Below are 22799 nucleotides of genomic sequence, written 5' to 3'. Positions count from 1 at the left end.
ATTTAATAGAGTTCCTCTTAACAAAATTATATATACTTTATTTAATTAATTATATTTCTTCTCGATTAAGTTTGCTAAATTATGAGCCATTTCATCTATCTCAGCTTGATTTTCTCCTTCAAGCATTACTCTTACTAGCGGTTCAGTTCCAGAGGGTCTTATAAGTACTCTTCCAACACCATTTAAAGCTGCTTCTATTTTTCTTATTTCGTTTTGTATTTCATCATCTGTCAAATATAAATCTTTTTTATCGTTTGGTATTGTTGCATTAGCTAAAACTTGTGGTAATTCCTTCATTATTGAACATAATTCAGATAATGCTTTTTCCTTTTTCTTAACTATCCCTGCAATTTGAAGCGCTGTTACTAATCCATCTCCAGTCGAATTATAATCTAAGAATATAACATGACCTGATTGTTCTCCACCTAAGACATATTTGTTTTTAACCATTTCTTCTAAAACATATCTATCTCCAACAGCAGTCTTAACAATGTTTATTTTTTCATTTTTGCATGCAATATCTAATCCAAGATTACTCATTACAGTTACAACTAATGTATCATCTTTTAACTTACCAAGTTCTTTTAAATATTTTGCACATAACATTAATATAAAATCACCATTTATTAAATTACCTTTTTCATCAACAGCTAAACATCTATCTGCATCTCCATCAAAAGCAAAACCCAAATCGCATTTCTTTTTAATTACATATTCCATTAATTCTTCTGGATGTGTAGATCCACAATTTTCATTTATGTTTGTTCCGTCTGGATTGTCATTAATTACAAATACATCAGCGCCTAGTTCTCTAAACGCTTTTACTGATGATTTATATGCAGCTCCATTGGCACAATCTAATGCTATCTTTAATCCCTTCAAGCTATAAGGTATAGTGTTTTTAGCAAATTCTATATAATCATCTAATGCTGACACTTCAATTGTCTCTCTACCCAAATCTGTGCCTGTTGGACTTGGAACTCCTTCAAAATCACTTTCAATGACTCTTTGAATCTCATCTTCCAATTCATCCGAAAGCTTGTATCCTTTATCGTTAAAGAACTTAATCCCATTATATTCTACTGGATTATGTGATGCAGAAATCATAACACCCGCATCTGCTCCATATTTCCTTGTTAAGTATGCAACAGCTGGTGTAGGTACTACTCCAAGCACTATTGCTTCAGCTCCAACTGATAATATTCCTGCTATTAATGCTGATTCTAACATATCTCCTGATATTCTTGTATCTTTTGCCACTAATATTTTAGGCTTATGAGCTCCTTCTGTTAATACATATGCTCCTGCTCTTCCAAGATCATACGCAATTCTTGCTGTTAATTCTGTATTTGCAACTCCTCTAACTCCATCAGTTCCAAACATTCTACCCATAATTTTACCTCACTTTTTTATTCTGTTATAGTCACTCAATTACTATAATATACTTAATCACTTACAATGGATAATATTATTTGTAATTTCTTCAGTGCCTACCTTAAATAGTATAATATTTTTAACACGTATTTACAATCTTCTCTTTCTGTTATAATATTACTATTTTACAATCAATTACACATAAGAATAATATTTTTAGAATCAGCGTCTATTTAGTCTATATTTTCATCTTTTAATCTTTCTAAAACTAAATTATATCCATCACTGCCATAGTTCAAACATCTATTAACTCTACTAATCGTTGCAGTGCTCGCTCCAGTTATTTCAGCTATTTCTGAGTAAGTCTTTTTACATTTAAGCAGCTTTGCTACATGTAATCTTTGTGCTAATGATTTAACTTCATTTATTGTCGCTACATCTTCAAAGAATTTATAGCATTCATCTATATTTTTAAGTTCTAAAATTGATTTAAAAAATAAATCTAATTCTTTACTTTTTAGCTTTGACTCTAAAGAACTCACTTTATCACCTCTTGTAATACTTATTTTCTCTTTAATTATAACCATCTAAAGCTTACTTTACAACTTTAATATATCAAAGCATATATTAATATGGATTATATAAAATCCGTAAAACAAAAAAAGAAGCTTATTACAAAATAAAATTTATAATACACTTCTTCTTTAATTAAATTTATAATAATATATTGATATATTCTAATTATAGATCTTCAACATTACTTTCTGCGTTTATACCACTTATCGCGTCCAATCCTTTAATATTTAAATCCTTGTATATGCTTTTTGTAGGTACTAGCCAAACTTCTCCGGTGCCTCTATATACATTAACCATACCTTCTCCACTAACTGCAGTTCCTATAATTGATTTAGATGATTTCTCCACTGAGAATTCAATGTTTCCCGTCCTTAATATAGCAAAGTTTCCATCCACCTTTAAAGTATCGTTAATTAATATACATTTAAATATTTCACTTTCTGGAACTGGGACCTTAAGAACAACTATTCCGCTACCTTCTATCCTAGTTTGATACAGCCCCTCATTCCCTAGAAAAGCTGATGATACATTTTTTTGTATTGTTGCATCAATTTCTATACCTTCTTCACATGCATAAAACATATTATCTCCCACAACTATTTCATCATCCTCTAATTCTATTAATGCAAAATGACCAAAAGAAGGCTCTAAAAATATTTCCCCAGTCCCACTATAAGTAGGCCTAAATATACTTTCCCCTATTAGTTTACTTGATATTATCTTTTTGCCAAGTCCCAACAACCCACCTGATTTATTTGTTATTTGAATCTTCCCTTTCATATAGCTCAAAGAACCTGGCTCAAGTGTTACCGAACTATCTTCTAGCAATATTCTCACTTGTTTTAATTTTATCCCACTCTTTTTCATTATGTTAAGTCCCAAAGCAGTTTGAACATCAGTCGCTCCATCTAAATTCTCGTATTCTAGGATTTGGAACCTTGATTCACATTCCATTTCAGATAACATATTTAATTTGTTAGTAAACTTTAGTGAACTTCTCATAAAATTACCCCTACCTTATAATAAGCTGTTTAATGTTTTTAATTTCCCCTTTTCTCTAACTCCTCTAAAAGAGTGAATACTCTCTTATTGAGCACAGGATGCATAAGATATGGTGCTATTTCACTTAATGGTTTTAATACAAACTCTCTCTCATGCATTCTTGGGTGTGGGAGAATCACCTTTTCATTTGAAGAAACCACTGAATCATATATAATAATATCCAGATCAATAGTTCTAGGTCCCCATTTTATAGTCCTCTTTCTATCTAGATCTGTTTCAATGCCAAGTAATACATCCATAAGTTCCTCTGCTTCTAATATAGTTTCTATTTCAACAACACCATTTAAAAAATCTTCCTGTTCTAAGTATCCCCATGGTTTTGTTTTAATAAACGATGACTTTCTTATTATTTCAATATTTTTTTCTGCAGATATTTTATTTATTGCGTCCTCTAAATACTGTTCTTTATTCCCAATATTAGATCCTAAACTTATATATGCTTTGTGCCTTCTTCTTTCAATCATTATTTCTACAGTATCTAAATGTTTTTTTATAGGTGCCCAAGGCTTTTTTAAAAACACCTTAACACCTTCTATTATCTTATATTCGTTAAGAATAAAGTCAGCTAAATTTAAAGTTGCTGTTTCTATAAGCTCATAGTTCTTTCTTTTAAATTCATCTTCAATTTTTTCACACAATTCACCATAATGAACTGTTTTAGTTAAATCTCCAGTTTTTCCTGCTAATTTCAAATCTATGTCTAGCTCAAAAGATAAAATGAACTTTTGACCTAATCTTTTTTCCTCTTCGAAAACTCCATGAAATCCAAATAACTCTAGCTCTCTTATATACATCTTATCCAAAACTCATCCATCCTATCTTCTTACGATTGCATCAGTCATCTTTGCTGCTCTTGAATTTTCAAGCACATCATGAACTCTTACAAAATCGCAAGCATCTTTCATTATTCCAATAACTGTTGTTGCAACTGTCCCCTCTATTCTTTCCTCTACAGGTAAATTAAGAGCTAACCCTATCATAGACTTTCTGGAAGTGCCAAGTAATATCGGATATCCCAAGTCCTTGATTCTTTCTAAGTTATTCATAGTTTCTAAATTTTGTTCATAGGTCTTTCCGAAACCTATACCTGGATCTAATATTATATTTTCATCTTTTACTCCAGCATCCTTAGCAATATTAATACATTCTTTCAGATCATTTAATATATCTTCCACTAAATTTTTATAATCTGTATTATCTCTATTATGCATTAGACAACAAGGTACATTATATTTTGCCGCAACTTTTGCCATATCTTTATCTTTTTTAAATCCCCATATATCATTAATAAGGTCAGCACCAGCTTGTATTGCCTGCTCTGCAACTTTAGCTTTATATGTATCTATTGATACTGATATATCAAAATTTTCTTTTATAGCTTTTATTATAGGTACAACTCTTGAAATTTCTTCTTCTTCACTTACTAACTTATATCCCGGCCTTGTAGATTCCCCTCCTACATCTATTATGTCAGCTCCATCATCTATCATTTCTTTCACATGTTTTACAGCAACATCGATGTCATTAAATTTTCCTCCATCTGAGAAAGAATCTGGAGTAAAATTTAATATTCCCATAATATATGTTTTTTCCCCTATATTAAATTCCTTGCTTCCTATTTTCATTAACTTATAGCTCCTTCTAATAATATATTTTAAAATTTTTCTTTTCATCTCCCCAATTACATTCATCAATAGACTTACAGCTAATACATAGCCGTGAGAGTTTATCTGCTCTATACATGAGCTGTGCAAAGTTTTCACTTTTTTTATCTCTATGGCCTAGTATTCCTTGTCTTATAATTTCAATTTCTTCCTCATTATATCTGTAATTATGTAAAATTTCTTTTGAAATCTCCCATGATGCTATTTCATGAGGTGTTCCAGTTTCATACTGAAGCGACTTTCCTATATCATGGAGAATTGCAGTCGTATATATGATTTCTTTGTTAAATCCTAAACTTTCTTCAATATTTATTAATTGTGCTATTCGTGCTACATCTAAAAAGTGCTTTAAATTATGCTTGCAGAACTTTCTATCTTTTTCAAACTTTTTATTTCTTTTTAGATAATATATATATTCTGTGTCATTCAAAATACAATTAAATCTATCCATATCATACCCCAATTAAACTTATTCTTTACTAAATATCATTACGATTATTTTATTATATCATTTGGTCACAGTTTAGCGATATACATATGCGAATTTTATGTAAAAAAATACACCTAGAAAATATCTCTAGGTGCATCTTTACGTCTAGTAAACCTTAGCTTGTTCTTCTCCATCAAGTACTCTTATAGCACCTTGAGCTAGAGCAAGTAATTCATCTTCTCCAGGATAAACTGTAACTGGGGCTATCCATTCAACTTTTGCTTTAAGGTCTGGAACAAGTGTTGGTGAGTATGCAATTCCTCCCGTAAAAATAATTTGATCAACTTTACCTTCTAATACAACTGACATTTCTCCGATTGCTTTTGAAATTTGATAAACAAATGCTTTGTATATTGATTCACATTCTTTATCTCCTTCTTCCATCTTATCAATAACACCTTTTACATCATTTGTATTTAGATAACCAACAAATCCACCTTTTCCTACAACCTTGCCATATACTTCTGCTTCACTATATTTTCCACTAAAACACATTTTAACTAAATCACCAATTGGAACTGATCCAGCTCTTTCTGGTGAGAATGGGCCATCTCCATCTAATGCATTATTTACATCGACAACTTTCCCATGATTGTGAGCACCAACCGAAACGCCTCCACCCATATGTACAACTACAAGATTTAGGTTTTCATATCCTTGTCCACTTTCTTTTCCATATCTTTTAGCTACTGCTTTTTGATTTAAAGCATGGAATTTACTTTTTCTTGGTAATTCTGGTACTCCAGATAGTCTTGCTACATCCGCTAACTCATCTGTAACAACTGGATCTACTATAAATGATGGAATATTTAATTCATCTCCAATTGACTTAGCAATTATTCCGCCAAGGTTAGAAGCGTGAGGTCCTTGAACTCCAACTTTTAAATCTTCAACCATTGCATCATTTACTGCATATGTTCCCCCTTCAACTGGTCTAAGCATTCCACCTCTACCAACAATAGCACTTAAAGTCTTTATATCAAAATTCTTTTCTTTAAGAACATTTAATATAACTTCTTTTCTAAATTCGAATTGATCATATATTGTATCATATCTCTTTATTTCTTCATTTGTGTGTCTTAAAGTTTCTTCAAATAGTTCCTTTTCTCCTTCGTAAACACCAATCTTTGTTGATGTTGAACCTGGATTGATTATTAATAGCTTATATGACATTCTGAATCCCCCTTAAATTTAATGCATTCTATACAGTCATAATGCATAATTTTCGGAAGAAATTATTATAGAATCTAAAAGTGCATTGCAAATTCCATATAAATCTCTCCATTAATTATGCATTAATTATTATGGATTGATTTATTACTTATTTCTTGCTGCAACTAATGCTGCAAGAGCAATTGAATTAACTTTAGTTTCGAACGAATCTGCTCTTGAAGTTAAAATTACTGGTGCTGATGTACCTACTAAAAGTCCACCATTTCTTGATTTCGAGAAATATGTTAATGTCTTATACATTACATTTGCTGCTTCTATATTTGGTAATAATAATATATCAGCTTTACCTGCTACTGATCCTGTAACACCTTTATGATGAGCTGCTTCTTCTGATATTGCATTATCTAAGGCAAAAGGTCCATCAATTACGCATCCTTTAATTTGCCCCCTGTCACTCATTTTAGCTAACAATGCTGCATCAACTGTTGATTGCATACTTGTATTTACAACTTCAACTGGGCATATAGGTGCTACTCTTGGAACATCTATTCCACATGCATGAGCAACTACAACTGCATTATTTATCATTCCAACTTTATCCTTAAATTCTGGATATGTATTAAATGCTGCATCAGTTAAAAATAATAGTCTATCCCAACCTTCCACATCAAACACAGCTACATGGGACATTAATTTTCCTGTTCTAAGACCAACCTCTTTGTTTAATACGCTTCTTAGGAATGTTGCAGTATCAACTAGACCTTTCATTAACATATCTGCATGACCACTAGAAACTAATTTTACTGCTTCTAACGTTGCTTTCTTTGGATCTTTAATATCCATTATTTCATAATCAGATAAGTCCAAGTTTATTTTCTTTGCGATTTCATGGATTTGTTGTTTATCACCAACCAATATTGCTTGTGCGATGTTATTTTCTGTAGCTTCTTTTATAGCCTCTAATACTGGTTCATCTTGTGCTACGGCTACAGCCACTTTTTTTGTTGGAACTTCCTTTAATCTTGATAATAACTCATCAAAGTTTTTACTCATTTTTTGCACCTCTACTTTAATAATTTTTAACTTTTATATATAATTAATTTAGTTGTTTGTTAAATTTATATCAATCAATGCCATGAATATTTCTTTATACCTTATTGTAACAAAAAAATATTGGAAATGTTGAATTTTCAGAATATTATTTTTATTATATTATTAATTTTATATATTCATTTTTATAAGATTTCACAACATGAACGTAATATAATATATCTTCCTCATCTTCTGAAAAGATTATACTAATTCCATTCATGTTACTTATAATCTTATTTTGGTAAATCGAATTTTTCAATTATATGTTCGGCAACCCTTATCCCATCGACAGCCGCTGATATTATACCACCTGCAAATCCTGCTCCTTCTCCAGTTGGATAAAGTCCGCATACATTTATACTTTCAAGTGAAGCATTTCTATTCAATCTAACTGGTGCTGATGTTCTTGTCTCTATTCCAGTTAAAATTGCATCTTCTCTTGCATACCCTTTTATCTTTTTATCAAAATTTATGATTCCTTCTTTAAGAGCCTCTACAACATAATCAGGTAGACATTCTTTTAATTTCCTAAATTCATACCCTGCAGTATAACTCGGGATGACCGCACCCAACTTAGTTGACACTCTATCTTTCATGAAATCTCCTACTAATTGAACAGGTGCTTTATACTTTCCACCACCTAGCTTAAATGCTAAACTTTCATAATGCCTTTGGAATTCCATTCCTTTAAGAGGTGAACTTCCTTCAAAGTCTTCTGGAGAGACAGTCACCACTAGTGCTGAATTCGCATTATCTAAATCCCTTGCGTGATAACTCATACCATTAGACACAAGTCTTCCTTCTTCTGATGCTGCCGCAACCACTACTCCACCAGGGCACATGCAAAATGAATATACACCTCTTTTTAGCTTTTCACTTTGATATGTAAGTCTATAATCTGCCGCATGTAATTTAGGATGATTATGATTGTTGCCATATTGGTTAACATTTATTAATTCTTGTGGATGTTCAATCCTTACCCCTATTGCAAATGCCTTTGCATCCATTGATACATTTTCTCTATATAACATTTCATATGTATCTCTTGAACTATGTCCTATAGCTAGCACTAAAGCCTCACATGTAATATTCTTTCCATTGACAACTATGTTCTCTAACTTTCCATCTTTATATGTTATTTTCTCTAACTTAGAATTAAAGTTAACCTCTCCTCCAAGTCTCTTTATTTCTTCTCTGATATTCTTAACCACACCTTTTAAAAGATCTGTTCCAACATGAGCTTTGCTCTCATATTTAATTTCTGTCGGTGCTCCTGCCTTTATTAGTTCATCAAGAACGAATGAGCATCTGTGATCTTTAATTCTTGTAGTTAATTTTCCATCAGAAAATGCACCTGCTCCTCCTTCTCCAAATTGAACATTTGATTCTAAATTAAGACGTCCATCCTTCCAAAACTTTTCCACAGTTTCAGTTCTTTTATCTACATCTTCCCCACGTTCATACACAATTGGTTTATATCCATACCTTGCTAATGTTAATGCTGCAAAAATTCCTGCTGGCCCAAATCCTACAACTACTGGTCTCGCTTTAATTTCTTCGGTACCACTTTTTATTGACTCAATTTCTCTAATTTCTTCAAAACTTATATCCTTATCATGTATTCTTGATAGTAACATTTTCTCTTTTTTACAAAATAAATTAACGCTAAAGCTTACCTTTATATCATTCTTTTTTCTTGCATCTATACTTCTCTTGATTATATCTAACCTACTAATATCTTCTTTTGATATATTAAGCTTTTTACATATTTTTTTCTCTAAAACATTTAAATCATCGTCTAAACTCAGATTTATATTATTTATTCTTATAGCCACAGACTTATCACCATATCCTTTCAACAAGCAATCTATAATTATATATCTATTCAATCAAACTTCATATTTTATTTATTATTTCCCATCCTACCTTACTCCAAACTAATTCAAAGAAATTATATCATAAAAAATCACAGTATTAACAAATTAATTAATACTGTGATTTTATTATTATCCCTTTTTCTTTATTGTTACACTAACATTTCCAACATCTGATACTGTTACATTATTAGCATTAACAAGTGTTGCCTGAGGTGTGTAATCAAAAGTCCCTTCTTCTTTTACATTAGCTAAATCTAGTATGACACTTAGATTTTGTGAACTTATCTTATCTAATGCTTCTTGTGTACCTGATAATTTTACATTGGATACTAAACTTTGATTTGTAACCAAAAATGTATCACTTAAATTCTTGTACTGAACATTACATTCTATATTTTTAGTTGTATTCTCTTCCTTCTTTAATTTAAATTTAGCCTTAATTGATCCATCTCCATCACCTATCGAAATACCTTCTGGTAAGTTAAGTTTGACATCGACTTCACTATCAGGCTGCAATGACGACATGTCCACGGCCTCTGTATCTATTGATTCCAACTTATTTAAAACCTGACTATCACCTAATACAGTTACATTATTTTTACTTAATTCATACCCATCTAAAACAAATCCTTGAGGTACATTTCCTTTAGTCTTTAAATTAACTGGTACGGTCTTTCCATTCGTAACCGTAATTGATAGCTTTGCGGTTTTTATATTAGATTCAATATTGCTAACTGCATTTCCAAATGAGTCTATAAATTGTATATTATAATCACCTTGCTTATTTTTATCTACATCCTTTTCTTCGCCAGTCAAAATAGCTTCAGTAACCTTATCTACGGAACTTTTACCCCCTGTTATTGTTACGGTCTTTGGATTTATATTTTGCTCTTTTTCATAAATGTTTTCTTTATAAGTTACTTTTACTTTTGAACTTATAGTAAGTTCCTTTTGGGTCAATTCCTCTAAGTTAACTTTTATACCTAACATCCCATTATTCTTTATAGTTATATTTTCAGGATAACTCATTATTTGAACTGGTATAGTATTTTCCCCTACTTTAAGTGCATAAGCCGACATATCAGCTACAATCTTAAAATCTTCTTTCTTCACCTTTAATATTTCACTTGATGGCCCCTCTAATTTTAGATCCACCGTAAATGGCTGTTTATTTACAATTGCGAATTTTGAATCTACTAGGGAGTCCTCATTAGTTAATTCTACTGGTATTCCTTTTAATTCATATGTTCTGAGCGGGTTCTCAACATTCGAGATATATAGCCACAGAACCACTGATAACAGTAAACAAATAATTTTAACAATTAACGTTCCGTTTTCACTTTTATCCATGACCTCACCTTCTCTCCCGCCGTTTTAACTCTTTTCTGGTTTCTATTTTCTACTACTTTAGTAAGTATAAGTTTTAATCTATCTTTATCATAACCTCGTGTAATTTTTCCATTGATCGCTAGCGATACTACACCAGTTTCTTCAGATACGATTATAACTAGCGCATCAGATACTTCTGATAAACCTATCGCTGCCCTATGCCTTGTTCCTAATTTCTTATTTATAGAATTATTACTAGTAAGCGGTAAAACGCATCCAGATGCTAAAATTCTATTATTTCTTATTATTGTTGCTCCATCATGTAGAGGAGTATTAACAACAAATATATTTTCCAAAAGATTCGAGGTGATTTTGGCATCTAATACTGTTCCTGCGCCAATTAATTCATTCAACCCGGTACTTTGCTCCATTACGATTAAAGCTCCTGTTTTGCTCTCTGCTAAGTTTTGTACAGCAATTGTAATTTCATTAATCATAGTATTAAAATCTTCTCTATTATTAAGATAATGATCATCGAAAGCACTTCTTCCCAAATGTTCTAAAGCCCTTCTAATCTCTGGTTGAAAAATTATAACTACAGATAATACCCCGATGGTTAATGTCTTATTTAATATAAAATATAACATATCTAGCTTTAATAAATAACTGATTGGAATAAGTGCTATAATTAATACTATTCCCTTTAATAGCTGTTCTGCCCTGGTTTCCTTTATTAGCATATATCCTTTATAAAATATATAGGACACTACTAGTATATCTAATATGGACCATATCGATATATTAGAAAAGCTTTTTATTAACATTGTTAAAAGTTCTTGCAAATTTCTCACCTCTTTTTCTCTCACAATAAAATTATACAACAAATACTATGATATTAGATATAAAGAGAATTATTATTTTCTTACTTTTTAATTATTTTTATAGTAATTTTTTATTACTATTAATTAATTATAGTTTATATCGTTATAAAATCCTATAAATGATTATACGAATAAATAGTGTATATAATTACTTTCTTTGGCAATAATATTATTTGTTGCATTATACCGAAGGAGGTTTTTTATGAAAAAGACATATAGTATTTTTGTAACTGCGTTAATACTATATCTTTCCGTTATTAATATGAATCCAGCATTCGCGTCTAATTTGGCTGGATCTCATGGTGAAATTAAGACTACTTATGAAAATCCAAAAATGAAAGTAAACTACTTAAGTGCTAATATAAACAATTCTCAGTCTGATGAGAAAAACAACGAAGTTTTAGAAGTTTTCAAACATGATACTCAACAATTATATATAACGGGTGAAGATATAGATCTAATGGCAAAACTTGTATCTGCTGAAAGTGGTGGTGAACCATATGCTGGAAAGGTTGCTGTAGCTTCTGTAGTATTAAATCGTACTATTGATCCTCATTTTCCAAATACTATTAGAGAAGTTATATTCCAAAAAAATGCCTTTTCATGCGTTAAGAATGGTAAAATAACTGCTAATCCAGATCAAGATTGCTATAATGCAGTATACGATGCGATTAGGGGCGCTGATCCAACAAATGATGCCTTATTTTTCTATAATCCGGCTACCGCAACATGTCATTGGATGAAAGAAACACAAAAAGTGAACGAAAAAATTATAGGGCATCACACTTTTTTCAAAGTAAAAGTGTAGCCTCTATATATTGATTTAAAAATAATGGGTTATATCAAATAAAAATGATATAACCCATCTCTTATTACAATTACTTTTCAAAAAATCCTTTTACAATCACTTCTCCATTCTCCATCATTTTCTTTCCATTTGCAAAAACCATTTCTATATCTAAAGATTTTTCATCCACTATCACTAAATCTGCATCTTTTCCTAACCCAATTGCTCCTTTATTAGCTAATTTCATGATTGAAGCAACGTTCGATGTTACTACTTTAATAGCGTCTTCAATTGGCACATTTTGTTCAGTAATTGCATATTTAATTTCCCTGTATAATGTTGAAACTGAGCAAATTTCATATCCTTCTAACTTTCCGTCCTTATCAAATTTCTCCATGCTTCCATTTCCATCTGAAGTGAAAGTTATATGATCTATAGGTAATTTTTCATCTAAGTATTTTTTTAATCCTTCACCAGCTCTAAGTTCACCTTCTCCTAAATTCTCTAGGTCACAGCTAGTTGTTAAATCAATGAACCCACCTCTTTTAACATACTCTAAACCTTCCTTAAATAGCTTACCGTTTCTATTGATATGAGTCGGCAATAACTGAGTCTCAGGAATTTCTGTCTTATCTAGTAATTCAAATAAATAATTTAATTTCCTGTTTCCTTCACCTAAATGTATGTTAACAATTCCACACTTATTTGATAGAAGACCTCCAACTCTACTTTCTGCTACTGCATTTGCAAATACTTCAAAGGTTTGCTGAGAACTTCTATGATCTGAAATAGCTATTTCCCCTATTCCGATTATTTCTTCAATCAACATTAAATCGCTTTTAATTGAGTCTGTTACAGTCTTAACAGGCAGCTCATATGAACCAGTAAAACAGTATGCAGACATGCCATCTTGTTTTAGTGCTTTCGCCTTTGCTATCAATGATTTCATACTTCTGCATGTTCCATCTGTTCCTATACATCCTACAACCGTGGTTATTCCTGCCTTAACCAAGCTAGATAATGGCATTTCAGGAGTTCTTGTGTTATATCCACCTTCGCCTCCAGCACCTATAATGTGAACATGACCGTCTATAAACCCTGGGAAAAGTAATTTATTTCTTCCATCAATAACCTCAACATCTATCGGAGCAATTTTAATATTAAGATTTTCATATATACCTTCTATTTTGCCCCCGGCTATCACAACATCTTTTATTCCAAGGTGTTTAGGTGCATACACGTTACATCCTTTAATTATTGAAATCATATTCTCACCTATCCTTTATTTAAATAAATACTCTAAATCATCACATCTAATAATAAAATGCCGATTATGTGATTATCTTTTCCTAATAGATATATTAATATGACAGTAATTTACTTTTAAATTAAGAAGAATAAGTAATTTCTAATTTGAAACTTATTTCTTATTCCTTAAGTATATTTTTTATATTATTATTAGCATACATTGAATCTGGATAATTATTTATTAGTATACTTGCATACTGCTTACTCTTATCCATATTTATAGAACTGTTTAGTAATGCCAGATCATAGAGTGATTCCTCTACATATACACCATTAGGATACTGACTATAATATTCCTCATATTGTCTTATTGCTGCAGAGTTGTCAGATAACTTTGAAGAGCTGCTTGCTCTATAAAACAATATATGTTCTTTTAAACTATTCCCTTCACAGTATGCATACGCTTTATCTAAAAAAGCTTTAGCATCTGAATATTTATTTTCATTAAAACTCTTTAATCCATTTTCATAAAATCTTGAAACCCCTTGATTTTTTATTAAATCAACAGCTTGCTTATATACTTCTTGATCATCACTAGTTATAGACTCCTGTTTAATATCCTTTATTTGTTCATATATACCATCTAAATCATTGGTATTTATTAATGCTATCATCTTATCTTTATTAAAGTTAATATTATTATTATTATGTTCATCTTTTACTTCTTCTTTTAATATCTCCGGAGCGGATTCTGTATTATCCTTTACCTCATATGTATCAGCTTCTTTATTAATATCACTTTCATCTTTCGTTGTTTCTTCAACGGTATTATTTAAACTCTTATATTTTGATACAGCTGCATATCCACCCACTACAATAGCGACCACTATAACCATAATTATTATTCCAAATAACCCTTTTGAGGAATTTCTTTCCTCTATAAATGTTCCACTGTCTTTCAATTCTTTCTCGATTTTTTTTGCTGTAATTGCATTCTTATCGATATTTAGTACTTTCTCTGCATATTCTCTTGCTCTGTAGAAATCACCTTTCCTTTGATAGCACATAGCAATTCCAGTATTCACCTTAATGGCATTAAAGTCACTTTCTGAACATCTGATAAATATATTTAATGCCTTATCAACCTTTAACTGCTTTAATGCTTGTTCTCCCTGCCTAAATAACTCTAATCTCTTTCTATCTAAAATAGAATCATTTATGTAACTTTTTGCAATATCATCATTATTTAAATCACTATTCATCTTCCATACTGTAACTGCTTCGTCTAAATTACCCTTTTGATATAGTAAGAGCCCTTTAAAGTTCAATACATTTGGGTTATCTAAACCTTCTAGTAATATATCTTCACATATTTCTAAAGCTTTATCTATTTGTCCTATCTCATAGTAACTCATAGCTTTATCATGAGCCCTTTTAACCTTTTTATTCATAAAATTCCCCTTTGTAATTCTTAATGCAATATGTTCTATCAGTTCATAATATATATTATATCGCACTCAATTATAATAATTAAGTATAAAAATTAAAGCTACCTCAATTAATTTTGAGATAGCCTTAATTATATAAACGATATATTATTCTTGTTCTAACATTATCTTTTTAGCATTTAAGATTGATGTAGCACTCATTGAGAATTCATCTAATCCATATTCAACTAATGTTGGGATAGCTGCTTCATCTCCAGCCATTTCTCCACACATTCCAACCCATTTACCGTGTTTATGAGCTCCATCAATAGTCATCTTTATTAATCTTAATACTGCTGGATGCATTGGATTATAAAGATATGAAACTTTTTCGCTCATTCTATCAGCTGCTAATGTGTATTGAATTAAGTCATTAGTTCCTATTGAGAAGAAATCAACATGTTTAGCTAATTCATCTGCATAAACTGCTGCTGCTGGAATTTCAACCATTATGCCCCATTGGATTTTTTCTGAATATTCTTTTCCTTCAGCTTTTAATTCTGCTTTACATTCTTCAACAACTTCTTTTGCTTGCTCAAATTCTTCTAATCCAGAAATCATTGGGAACATAACTGCAAGATTTCCATATATAGAAGCTCTAAGCAATGCTCTTAACTGAACTTTAAATATATCTTTTCTATCTAAACAAAGTCTTATTGCTCTATATCCTAAGAATGGATTCATTTCTTCTGGTAATGGTAAATATGGAAGCGTTTTATCTCCTCCGATATCTAAAGTTCTTATAACAACTTGCTTACCTTCCATTTTTTCAAGAACAAATTTATATGATTCATATTGTTCGTCCTCTGTTGGAGCACTATCTCTATCCATGTATAGAAACTCTGTTCTGAATAATCCAACACCGTCTCCACCATTTGCTAAAACACCTAGTACATCTTCTGGTTTACCAATGTTTCCGCAAACTTCTATTCTTCTACCTGATTTAGTAGTTGTTTTAACATCTATTAATTTCTTTAATTCTTCTTGTTCTGCTTGGAATTTTGCTTTTTTCTCTCTATATTCTGCTAAAACTTCTTCTGATGGATTTATAATAACATCTCCTGTTATTCCATCAACTATAACTGCATCCCCTGTTTTAACAGCTGTAGTTATATCACCTAATCCAAGTACTGCTGGAATCTCTAAAGTTCTAGCCATTATAGCTGCATGTGAAGTTCTTCCACCTATATTAGTTATAAATCCAACAACCTTAGTTCTATCTAATCCTGCTGTATCAGATGGAGTTAAATCGTGAGCTACAACTACTGTATTTTCTTCAGTAATTGCAAAAGAATCTCCGCCCTTACCTGCAAAATTTGATAATATTCTCTTAGATACATCTTTAATATCAGCAGCTCTTTCTCTCATATATTCATTATCCATAGATTCAAATATAGCAACAAAAGTATTAGCAACACTCTCAATAGCCTTTAATCCATTTATACTATTGTTTTCAATTTCCATCATCATTGCTCCAGTAAATTCTGGGTCATCTAATAATGTAATGTGTGCTTCAAATACAGCTGCCTTCTCTGCACCCATTTCTTTTTCTGCCTTATCTTTAATAGCTTCTAATTGTACTTTAGAATCATCCAATGCTTTTTGCATTTTTGCTTTTTCTGCATCTATATCTGCAATTTTACTGTCATTTATAATGATTTCCTCATGCTCTTGTAAAAATACTTTTCCTATTGCATATCCTTTAGAAGCAGCAATACCTTTTTTCATAATATGGAACTCCTCCTTGATTGTAAATTTCATTTATTAAGTAAGTATTTCTTACATTAATTCGTGTATTTGCAAGTTTTATTTTAAGTATAAACCTTTTCTATTATAACATAATTCACAAAAAAATTAACTTAAATTTAATCGTTTTTTATGATTTTTACTAAAAAAAGTATCTCTCCATTTATCTATTACCATCTATTCCCTATTATTTTTATATTTTATAAATCTATTTATAAATCATCAATCAAAGTTGTCACTTTTGCATACGCAGTAGATCTTGCTTCGAAGAAATCAGTTTTAACAGAATTTGCATTTGATAGAGTATCTACCCATGAAGCTGGGTTCTTATCTTGTTCTTTGAATAATGGAGATAAATTTATTTCTTTCAATCTTTTATTTCCTAAATATTTTATATAATTTTCAATTAATTGCTTATTTATCCCTTGTATCTTATCTCCTATAACATAATGTCCCCATAAAATTTCTTGTTCTACACCAATCTTCATCATATTTCTTAATTCATTTTTTACTTCTTCAGTAAATAGCTCCGGATTTTCATTTTGTAGCTCTTTTATAATATTTCTAAAAAGCCACAGATGAGTATTTTCATCCCTATTTATATACCTAATTTCTTGTGCAGATCCTGGCATCTTACCATTTCTCTCCAGGTTATAGAAGAACATAAATCCAGAATAAAAATATATACCTTCTAATATGTAATTAGCCATAAGTGTTCTTAATAAATTGTATTCCGTTGGATTCTCTATAAATTCATTGTATAAGTCTCCTATGAATTTATTTCTTTTCAAGAGTATCTCATCATCTTTCCATTGATATAATATTTCGTTCCTTTTTTCAGGAGAACATATGCTATCAAGCATGTAGCTATAGCTTTGCGAATGTACTGCTTCTTGAAAACTTTGAATTGTTAAACACAGATTTATCTCACTTGCTGTAATATAATTATTTATATTACTTAAGTTTGCTGTTTGTATAGAATCTAGAAATATTAAAAATGACAATATCTTATCATATGCAATTCTTTCTTCTTCTAATAGGTTTTGATAATCCTTTAAATCTTGTGAAAGATTTACTTCCTCCGGTATCCAGAAATTATTCATTCCTTGCCTATACCAGTCTGAAACCCAGCTATATTTCATATTATTAAAATCATTTAAGTTTGTAGTATTACCGTTTATAATTCTCTTTTTACTGATTTCTCTATCTCCCAATTCATTAAAAAGAGGTTTTTTATTTATAGTCATATCTGCACTCCTATTCTCTAAGCATTATATAGCTAACATGTGTTAGTTATATAGCAATTAATTCTAAACATTTTATATCTAAATATATCATAATTATTCATATATTTTAGTTTTCATAAGTTCAAATAACCAATTAGTATCAAAGAACTAAATTAACTTGAGAACTCAAATATAAAATTTGAGTTCTCGTTTATCAATCTCACTATGTATACCCCCTAATACTAAGTATTGATACATAGATTATAAAGTACACTTACGCTGAACAATTTTCACATTCTGTCACTTCTAATGATTTTGATCTGACATAATATATAGATTTAACACCACATTTACATGCTTCTATATATAAGTTCATTATTTGCCTCATTGTATAGCTACTCGTTATATAAAGATTAAAGGATTGACCTTGATCTATATGCCTTTGACGTATTCCATTCATTTTAACACACCACATTTGTTCTATATTATAAGCCGAATTATAATACCAATAATTATCTTCTGAAAGATTTGGTGCAGTCTTAGGAATTATACTTCCCTTTTTTTCTTCTAAATAGAATCTCGCCATAATAGGATCAATTCCTTCTGTTGTTCCTGCAATTGTTGCCGTCGAACCATTTGGTGCTACTGCAATTAAATATCCATTTCTAGTTCCAAATTCATGAACTAGCTCCTTTAGTTCATTCCATTTAGAGCTATTGTAGTTTCTTAATCTGAAATACTCTCCAGTATCCCAATCAGATCCCTTAAACAATTCATAGCATCCTTTTTCTTTTGATATGTTCATACTGGCTTTTACAGCATAGTAGTTTATCTTCTCATAAATTTTATCCACAAAACTTTTATGTTCTTCTTCCGTCCAATGTATCTTATTGTTAACAAGCATATGATGATATCCACTAGTTCCAAGACCTATTGCCCTATACTTTTTGTTCGTAATCTCAGCAAAAGGAACTGAATAATAGTTTAAGTCAATTACATTATCCATTGCTCTAATCTGAGTTTCAACAACATATTCTACTTCTTTATCATTACATACATCTATATTTCCAAGTACTACTGATGAAAGATTACATACAACAAAATCTCCTGGTATTATTTTCTCAACCACAGCATATTCATCTTTATCACTAAGAATTTGACTTTTTTGTATCTTCATCGGACTCATATTCTGCATAATTTCAGTACATAAATTTGATGAATATATCATTCCGTTATGCTTATTAGGATTCATTTTATTTGTCATATCTCTATAAAATGCGAATGGTGCTCCTGTTTCAACTGCACTCTTTATGATTAATCTCACTAAATCTTTTACTGACATTACTCTTTTCTCTATTCGCTCATCGCTTACACATTCATAATACTTTTCTTCCCATTGCTCTCCATAAAAGTCTTCTAATGCATATCCTTTAATGTTCTTAATCTCATGTGGACACATCATATACCAATTAGCATCTATATCATTTTCAGCAAGCCTCCAAAATAGGTCTGGATAACATATACCTGGAAATACGTCATGTGCCTTTTTCCTATCATCCCCATTATTAGTCCTTATTTGAAGAAACTCAGGAATATCCTTATGCCATGCATCTAACCATATTGCTACCGAGCCATTTCTCACACCTAACTGATCTACAGCTATTGCTGTATCATTAAATAATTTAACCCACGGTATTACCCCTCCAGATGCTCCCTTAAATCCTCTTATTGGTGAACCTAATGCTCTAATTTTCCCCATATATATACCCATTCCACCGCCAAATTTAGATACTTTAGCGAAATTATCAAGGGATTTATAGATTCCCTCTAAACTATCTTCCACTGAATCTATAAAGCATGAACTTAATTGATAAAATGGCTTTCGTGCATTAGACATTGTCGGAGTTGCCATAGTGGCTTTTAACGAACTAAGTACATCATAAAATCTCTTTGCCCAATATACTCTATTTTCCTCTTTCTCTGGAATTGCAAGATGCATAGCTATTCCCATAAACATTTGCTGAGGAAGTTCTATAGGACTTCTATTATAATCTTGAACTAAGTATCTACTTGCTAAAAGATTAATTCCACTATAATTAAATAGAAAATCCCTTTCTGGCTTTATATCCTTCTCCAGTTCTAAAATATCATCTCTTGAGTAATTCTTTAAAATATATTCTCCATAAAGACCTCTTTCAGTTAGAGATTCAATAAATTCGTAATAATCCTGGTATAAATTCTTATCATCCTCTAAATTTCTAGAACTTCTAACTCTATCATAAAGTTCATATGTATACGCCCTAGCTGCTACATATTGCCAATTAGGCTCCATATCTGTAGTTAATTCCAGAGCTACTTGTATCAATGAATTTCTTATTTCTCTTTTATTCATATCTTTTCTTATAATTGGATTTAAAGCATCTAATAGTTTATCTTCTGTATAAAGCCCCTCATTATCTTTAATTGCATTAATAGCATCTTTGCATAATTCACTCAAAAGCGACATTCAATTATCTCTCCCTACTACATATTGTGTTTTTTGTATGTAATTTAATTTTTCTATACAACATATCGTATATTATAATTGTTAGCATCATAATTGTAAAACCTTAAAATTTATAGATATATATGAAAAAAGTAGCTAATCTTTAGTTTTCTATAGATTAACTACCTAATTGATAAAATTTATTTATTAATATTTTTTATCCCTTATTTATTGGAAGCATAAGATAAATTTTAAACATATCTCCTTCTTTTTTTATTTTAACTTCTCCACCATGAAGTTCAACTATACTCTTTGTGATTGCTAGACCTAATCCCGAACCTTCTACTTTCGAATTTCTAGACTTATCTCCTCTTGCAAATCTTTCAAACATTTCGTCTTCATTAAAATCCATTTCGTAATTAGCAATATTTTTCACGCCGACATTAACATAATCACCATCTATTTTTACATTAATATAAACCCTAGTATTGCTCATTGAATACTTTAGTGCATTAATTATTATATTTTCTAAGGCTCTTGACATCATCTTTCCATCAAGTTCCATATATACAGCATCTTCTTCACTTGTTACTTTAAAGGAAATATTTTTTTCCTCATATAAAGTACTGTATTCACCTATACCTTGATGTATTAATGATAGTATGTCTATTAACTCTCTATTTAACTTAATTTTCCCACTATTGATTTTTGACATTTCAAATAAATCTTCAATTAATACTTTTAATTTTAGCGACTTTCTCTCTAATATTAACAAGTATTCTTCTCTTTCTTCCTCCGTTATATCACTATTCTTTAGTATGTTAACATAATTTATAATTGATGTTAAAGGCGTCTTTAAGTCATGCGATACATTCGATATTAATTCTGTTTTCAGTTTCTCATTGTGGACACCATCTTCTAATATTTCCTTATATCCCGCTTTTATTAAGTTAATATTTTTTGCAAGTTCTTTTATCGCAGGCGATCCATCCAATTTAATATCATCTTGCAAATTTCCTTCACTAACTCTTCTGAGTGCATCATTTACGACTATTATGTCTAGAGTCTTCTTTAATGCATACATCATAGTGAAAAATAATATTATAATAACAAATACACTTCCTTTAAACGGATACGTTTGAAAAAACTTCACAAATATATTATTTTCATATCCTCCAGTAGCAAGAAAATATAAATATGCAATTAACAATATCAATGCTAATGCAATGGATATTATTAATTTGCTCCTTGTTTCTTTATAATGAAATCCATTTTTAATTACAAAAATCACATTATTAACAAAATCAGATTGTATTCTAGGTGAATTTTGATTCTTTTTCAATATGAAAATAATCTTTGTAATAAACGCCACATATATGGCAGCTAAGAAAATTAGTCCTCTTAAATCACTTTTAATTCTATTAACTGCTAAGCTGTGTTGCGACCTATTGATCTGTATATAATCACCCAATGCTGAAAGTAAAAATAATGTTATCAATGCTACGATTATTATATCTACTAAATAGATGCTACTAAAATATAGCTTAATCTTCCTTTTCAATCTTGTATCCAATCCCCCACACCACCTTGATATATTCAGGCTCTTTTGTGTTTATTTCAATTTTTTCTCTTATTCTCCTAATATGTACGGTTACTGTATTTTCACTTTTGTAAAATATCTCTTCCCACACGTTTTCGTATATCTCTTTAATAGAAAATACTTTTCCTAAGTTTGATGCTAGCAAATATAATATTTTGTATTCTGTAGCTGTTACCTTAACATCTTCCCCTCGCAAAGTAATCTTTTTTGCAACGGTATCTATTACTAAATCTTTAACTTTAATTATATCCTTACCCTCTTCTACATTTAGAGGTTTCTCATACCTTCTTAATTGAGATTTAACTCTTGCTACCAATTCTAAGTGGTTAAATGGTTTAGTTATATAATCATCCGCCCCTACATTTAATCCTAATATTTTATCTGAATCTTCGCCTTTTGCAGATAACATTATTATAGGTAAGTTTTGACTTTCTCTTATCTTTAAACAAGTACGTATCCCATCAAATCTAGGCATCATTATATCTAGTATAATTAAATGTATTTTTTCTTTTTCAAGAATATCTAAAGCTTCCAATCCATCCTCAGCCTTAAATACTTTTAAATTTTCGCCTCTTAAATATATTTCAATTGCATCTCGTATTTCCTTTTCGTCATCAACTACTAATACATTGAACATACAAATTCCTCCTAAAGTTCACGTCTCACATAATATTGTTTTACAATGAACTTATCTTCTAAATA

General features: G+C 30.4%; 19 protein-coding genes. 1 reads left to right on the top strand and 18 read right to left on the bottom strand.

The features are described from left to right. Window positions 1–45 precede the first annotated feature (45 nt). From glmM to cdaA, 11 genes are all read right to left on the bottom strand, one after another. A complete protein-coding gene (gene glmM / locus F3K33_RS01215; protein ID WP_017209671.1) occupies window positions 46–1392 on the bottom strand; it encodes a phosphoglucosamine mutase in 1347 nt (448 codons plus the stop codon). 215 nt (window positions 1393–1607) lie between these two features. Further along, on the bottom strand, window positions 1608–1916 hold the full coding sequence (locus F3K33_RS01210; protein ID WP_039772824.1) for a YerC/YecD family TrpR-related protein: 309 nt from the start codon (window positions 1914–1916) through the stop codon (window positions 1608–1610). Window positions 1917–2115: 199 nt separating this feature from the next. Continuing rightward, window positions 2116–2952, bottom strand: a complete 837-nt coding sequence (locus tag F3K33_RS01205) for an AIM24 family protein (protein WP_039772695.1) — start codon at window positions 2950–2952, stop codon at window positions 2116–2118. A gap of 38 nt (window positions 2953–2990) precedes the next feature. Next, complete coding sequence (gene folK / locus F3K33_RS01200) at window positions 2991–3815, bottom strand: 2-amino-4-hydroxy-6-hydroxymethyldihydropteridine diphosphokinase (RefSeq protein WP_039772697.1); 825 nt, start codon at window positions 3813–3815, stop codon at window positions 2991–2993. Between the two features lie 12 nt (window positions 3816–3827). Then, the gene (folP, locus tag F3K33_RS01195; protein ID WP_039772826.1) at window positions 3828–4637 is read right to left on the bottom strand and encodes a dihydropteroate synthase; all 810 of its coding nucleotides are present in this window, start codon (window positions 4635–4637) and stop codon (window positions 3828–3830) included. A 16-nt stretch (window positions 4638–4653) separates the two neighbouring features. After that, on the bottom strand, window positions 4654–5127 hold the full coding sequence (locus F3K33_RS01190; protein ID WP_039772699.1) for an HD domain-containing protein: 474 nt from the start codon (window positions 5125–5127) through the stop codon (window positions 4654–4656). Between the two features lie 144 nt (window positions 5128–5271). Next, window positions 5272–6339 (bottom strand): butyrate kinase, encoded by a 1068-nt coding sequence (buk, locus tag F3K33_RS01185; RefSeq protein ID WP_039772701.1) that lies wholly within the window; start codon window positions 6337–6339, stop codon window positions 5272–5274. 144 nt (window positions 6340–6483) lie between these two features. Further along, complete coding sequence (ptb, locus tag F3K33_RS01180; RefSeq protein WP_011967555.1) at window positions 6484–7392, bottom strand: phosphate butyryltransferase; 909 nt, start codon at window positions 7390–7392, stop codon at window positions 6484–6486. 272 nt (window positions 7393–7664) lie between these two features. Continuing rightward, window positions 7665–9266, bottom strand: a complete 1602-nt coding sequence (locus F3K33_RS01175) for an NAD(P)/FAD-dependent oxidoreductase (RefSeq protein ID WP_039772828.1) — start codon at window positions 9264–9266, stop codon at window positions 7665–7667. A gap of 171 nt (window positions 9267–9437) precedes the next feature. Further along, the gene (locus F3K33_RS01170) at window positions 9438–10658 is read right to left on the bottom strand and encodes a CdaR family protein (RefSeq protein ID WP_039772704.1); all 1221 of its coding nucleotides are present in this window, start codon (window positions 10656–10658) and stop codon (window positions 9438–9440) included. Further along, window positions 10631–11479, bottom strand: a complete 849-nt coding sequence (cdaA, locus tag F3K33_RS01165) for a diadenylate cyclase CdaA (RefSeq protein ID WP_011967552.1) — start codon at window positions 11477–11479, stop codon at window positions 10631–10633. Before cdaA ends, F3K33_RS01170 begins: the two co-directional genes overlap by 28 nt. 241 nt (window positions 11480–11720) lie before the next feature. On the opposite strand from cdaA, the gene F3K33_RS01160 reads away from it, so the two are divergent. After that, entirely contained in the window at window positions 11721–12326 is a 606-nt protein-coding gene (locus F3K33_RS01160; protein ID WP_011967551.1) for a cell wall hydrolase, read from the top strand. Window positions 12327–12396: 70 nt separating this feature from the next. Here the strand turns inward: F3K33_RS01160 and iadA are convergent, their stop codons facing one another. From iadA to F3K33_RS01125, 7 genes are all read right to left on the bottom strand, one after another. Continuing rightward, window positions 12397–13572: a beta-aspartyl-peptidase gene (iadA, locus tag F3K33_RS01155; protein ID WP_039772707.1), complete on the bottom strand. Its 1176-nt coding sequence runs from the start codon at window positions 13570–13572 to the stop codon at window positions 12397–12399. Window positions 13573–13732: 160 nt separating this feature from the next. Then, on the bottom strand, window positions 13733–15004 hold the full coding sequence (locus F3K33_RS01150) for a tetratricopeptide repeat protein (protein ID WP_039772709.1): 1272 nt from the start codon (window positions 15002–15004) through the stop codon (window positions 13733–13735). A gap of 144 nt (window positions 15005–15148) precedes the next feature. After that, window positions 15149–16768, bottom strand: coding sequence for a phosphoenolpyruvate--protein phosphotransferase (gene ptsP / locus F3K33_RS01145; protein ID WP_017209683.1), 1620 nt, complete (start codon window positions 16766–16768; stop codon window positions 15149–15151). Between the two features lie 230 nt (window positions 16769–16998). Continuing rightward, window positions 16999–18033 (bottom strand): ribonucleotide-diphosphate reductase subunit beta, encoded by a 1035-nt coding sequence (locus tag F3K33_RS01140; RefSeq protein WP_039772711.1) that lies wholly within the window; start codon window positions 18031–18033, stop codon window positions 16999–17001. Window positions 18034–18286: 253 nt separating this feature from the next. Then, the gene (locus F3K33_RS01135) at window positions 18287–20518 is read right to left on the bottom strand and encodes a ribonucleoside-diphosphate reductase subunit alpha (protein WP_039772713.1); all 2232 of its coding nucleotides are present in this window, start codon (window positions 20516–20518) and stop codon (window positions 18287–18289) included. 196 nt (window positions 20519–20714) lie between these two features. Next, the gene (locus F3K33_RS01130) at window positions 20715–22070 is read right to left on the bottom strand and encodes a sensor histidine kinase (protein ID WP_023974807.1); all 1356 of its coding nucleotides are present in this window, start codon (window positions 22068–22070) and stop codon (window positions 20715–20717) included. Further along, the gene (locus tag F3K33_RS01125) at window positions 22042–22734 is read right to left on the bottom strand and encodes a response regulator transcription factor (protein WP_023974808.1); all 693 of its coding nucleotides are present in this window, start codon (window positions 22732–22734) and stop codon (window positions 22042–22044) included. Before F3K33_RS01125 ends, F3K33_RS01130 begins: the two co-directional genes overlap by 29 nt. Window positions 22735–22799: the final 65 nt, after the last annotated feature.

The sequence above is a fragment of the Clostridium beijerinckii genome (assembly GCF_008705175.1).
GTDB lineage: Bacteria > Bacillota > Clostridia > Clostridiales > Clostridiaceae > Clostridium > Clostridium beijerinckii.
The sequence above is the reverse complement of the archived record's forward strand: the minus strand, read 5'-3'. Positions and strand labels throughout refer to the sequence as shown.

Coding starts and splice junctions, on each gene's coding strand:
- glmM (WP_017209671.1), bottom strand. CDS start 1,392: ATGGGTAGAATGTTTGGAACTGATGGAGTTAGAGGAGTTGCAAATACA.
- F3K33_RS01205 (WP_039772695.1), bottom strand. CDS start 2,952: ATGAGAAGTTCACTAAAGTTTACTAACAAATTAAATATGTTATCTGAA.
- folP (WP_039772826.1), bottom strand. CDS start 4,637: ATGAAAATAGGAAGCAAGGAATTTAATATAGGGGAAAAAACATATATT.
- F3K33_RS01190 (WP_039772699.1), bottom strand. CDS start 5,127: ATGGATAGATTTAATTGTATTTTGAATGACACAGAATATATATATTAT.
- buk (WP_039772701.1), bottom strand. CDS start 6,339: ATGTCATATAAGCTATTAATAATCAATCCAGGTTCAACATCAACAAAG.
- ptb (WP_011967555.1), bottom strand. CDS start 7,392: ATGAGTAAAAACTTTGATGAGTTATTATCAAGATTAAAGGAAGTTCCA.
- F3K33_RS01170 (WP_039772704.1), bottom strand. CDS start 10,658: ATGGATAAAAGTGAAAACGGAACGTTAATTGTTAAAATTATTTGTTTA.
- F3K33_RS01160 (WP_011967551.1), top strand. CDS start 11,721: ATGAAAAAGACATATAGTATTTTTGTAACTGCGTTAATACTATATCTT.
- iadA (WP_039772707.1), bottom strand. CDS start 13,572: ATGATTTCAATAATTAAAGGATGTAACGTGTATGCACCTAAACACCTT.
- F3K33_RS01150 (WP_039772709.1), bottom strand. CDS start 15,004: ATGAATAAAAAGGTTAAAAGGGCTCATGATAAAGCTATGAGTTACTAT.
- ptsP (WP_017209683.1), bottom strand. CDS start 16,768: ATGAAAAAAGGTATTGCTGCTTCTAAAGGATATGCAATAGGAAAAGTA.
- F3K33_RS01140 (WP_039772711.1), bottom strand. CDS start 18,033: ATGACTATAAATAAAAAACCTCTTTTTAATGAATTGGGAGATAGAGAA.
- F3K33_RS01135 (WP_039772713.1), bottom strand. CDS start 20,518: ATGTCGCTTTTGAGTGAATTATGCAAAGATGCTATTAATGCAATTAAA.
- F3K33_RS01125 (WP_023974808.1), bottom strand. CDS start 22,734: ATGTTCAATGTATTAGTAGTTGATGACGAAAAGGAAATACGAGATGCA.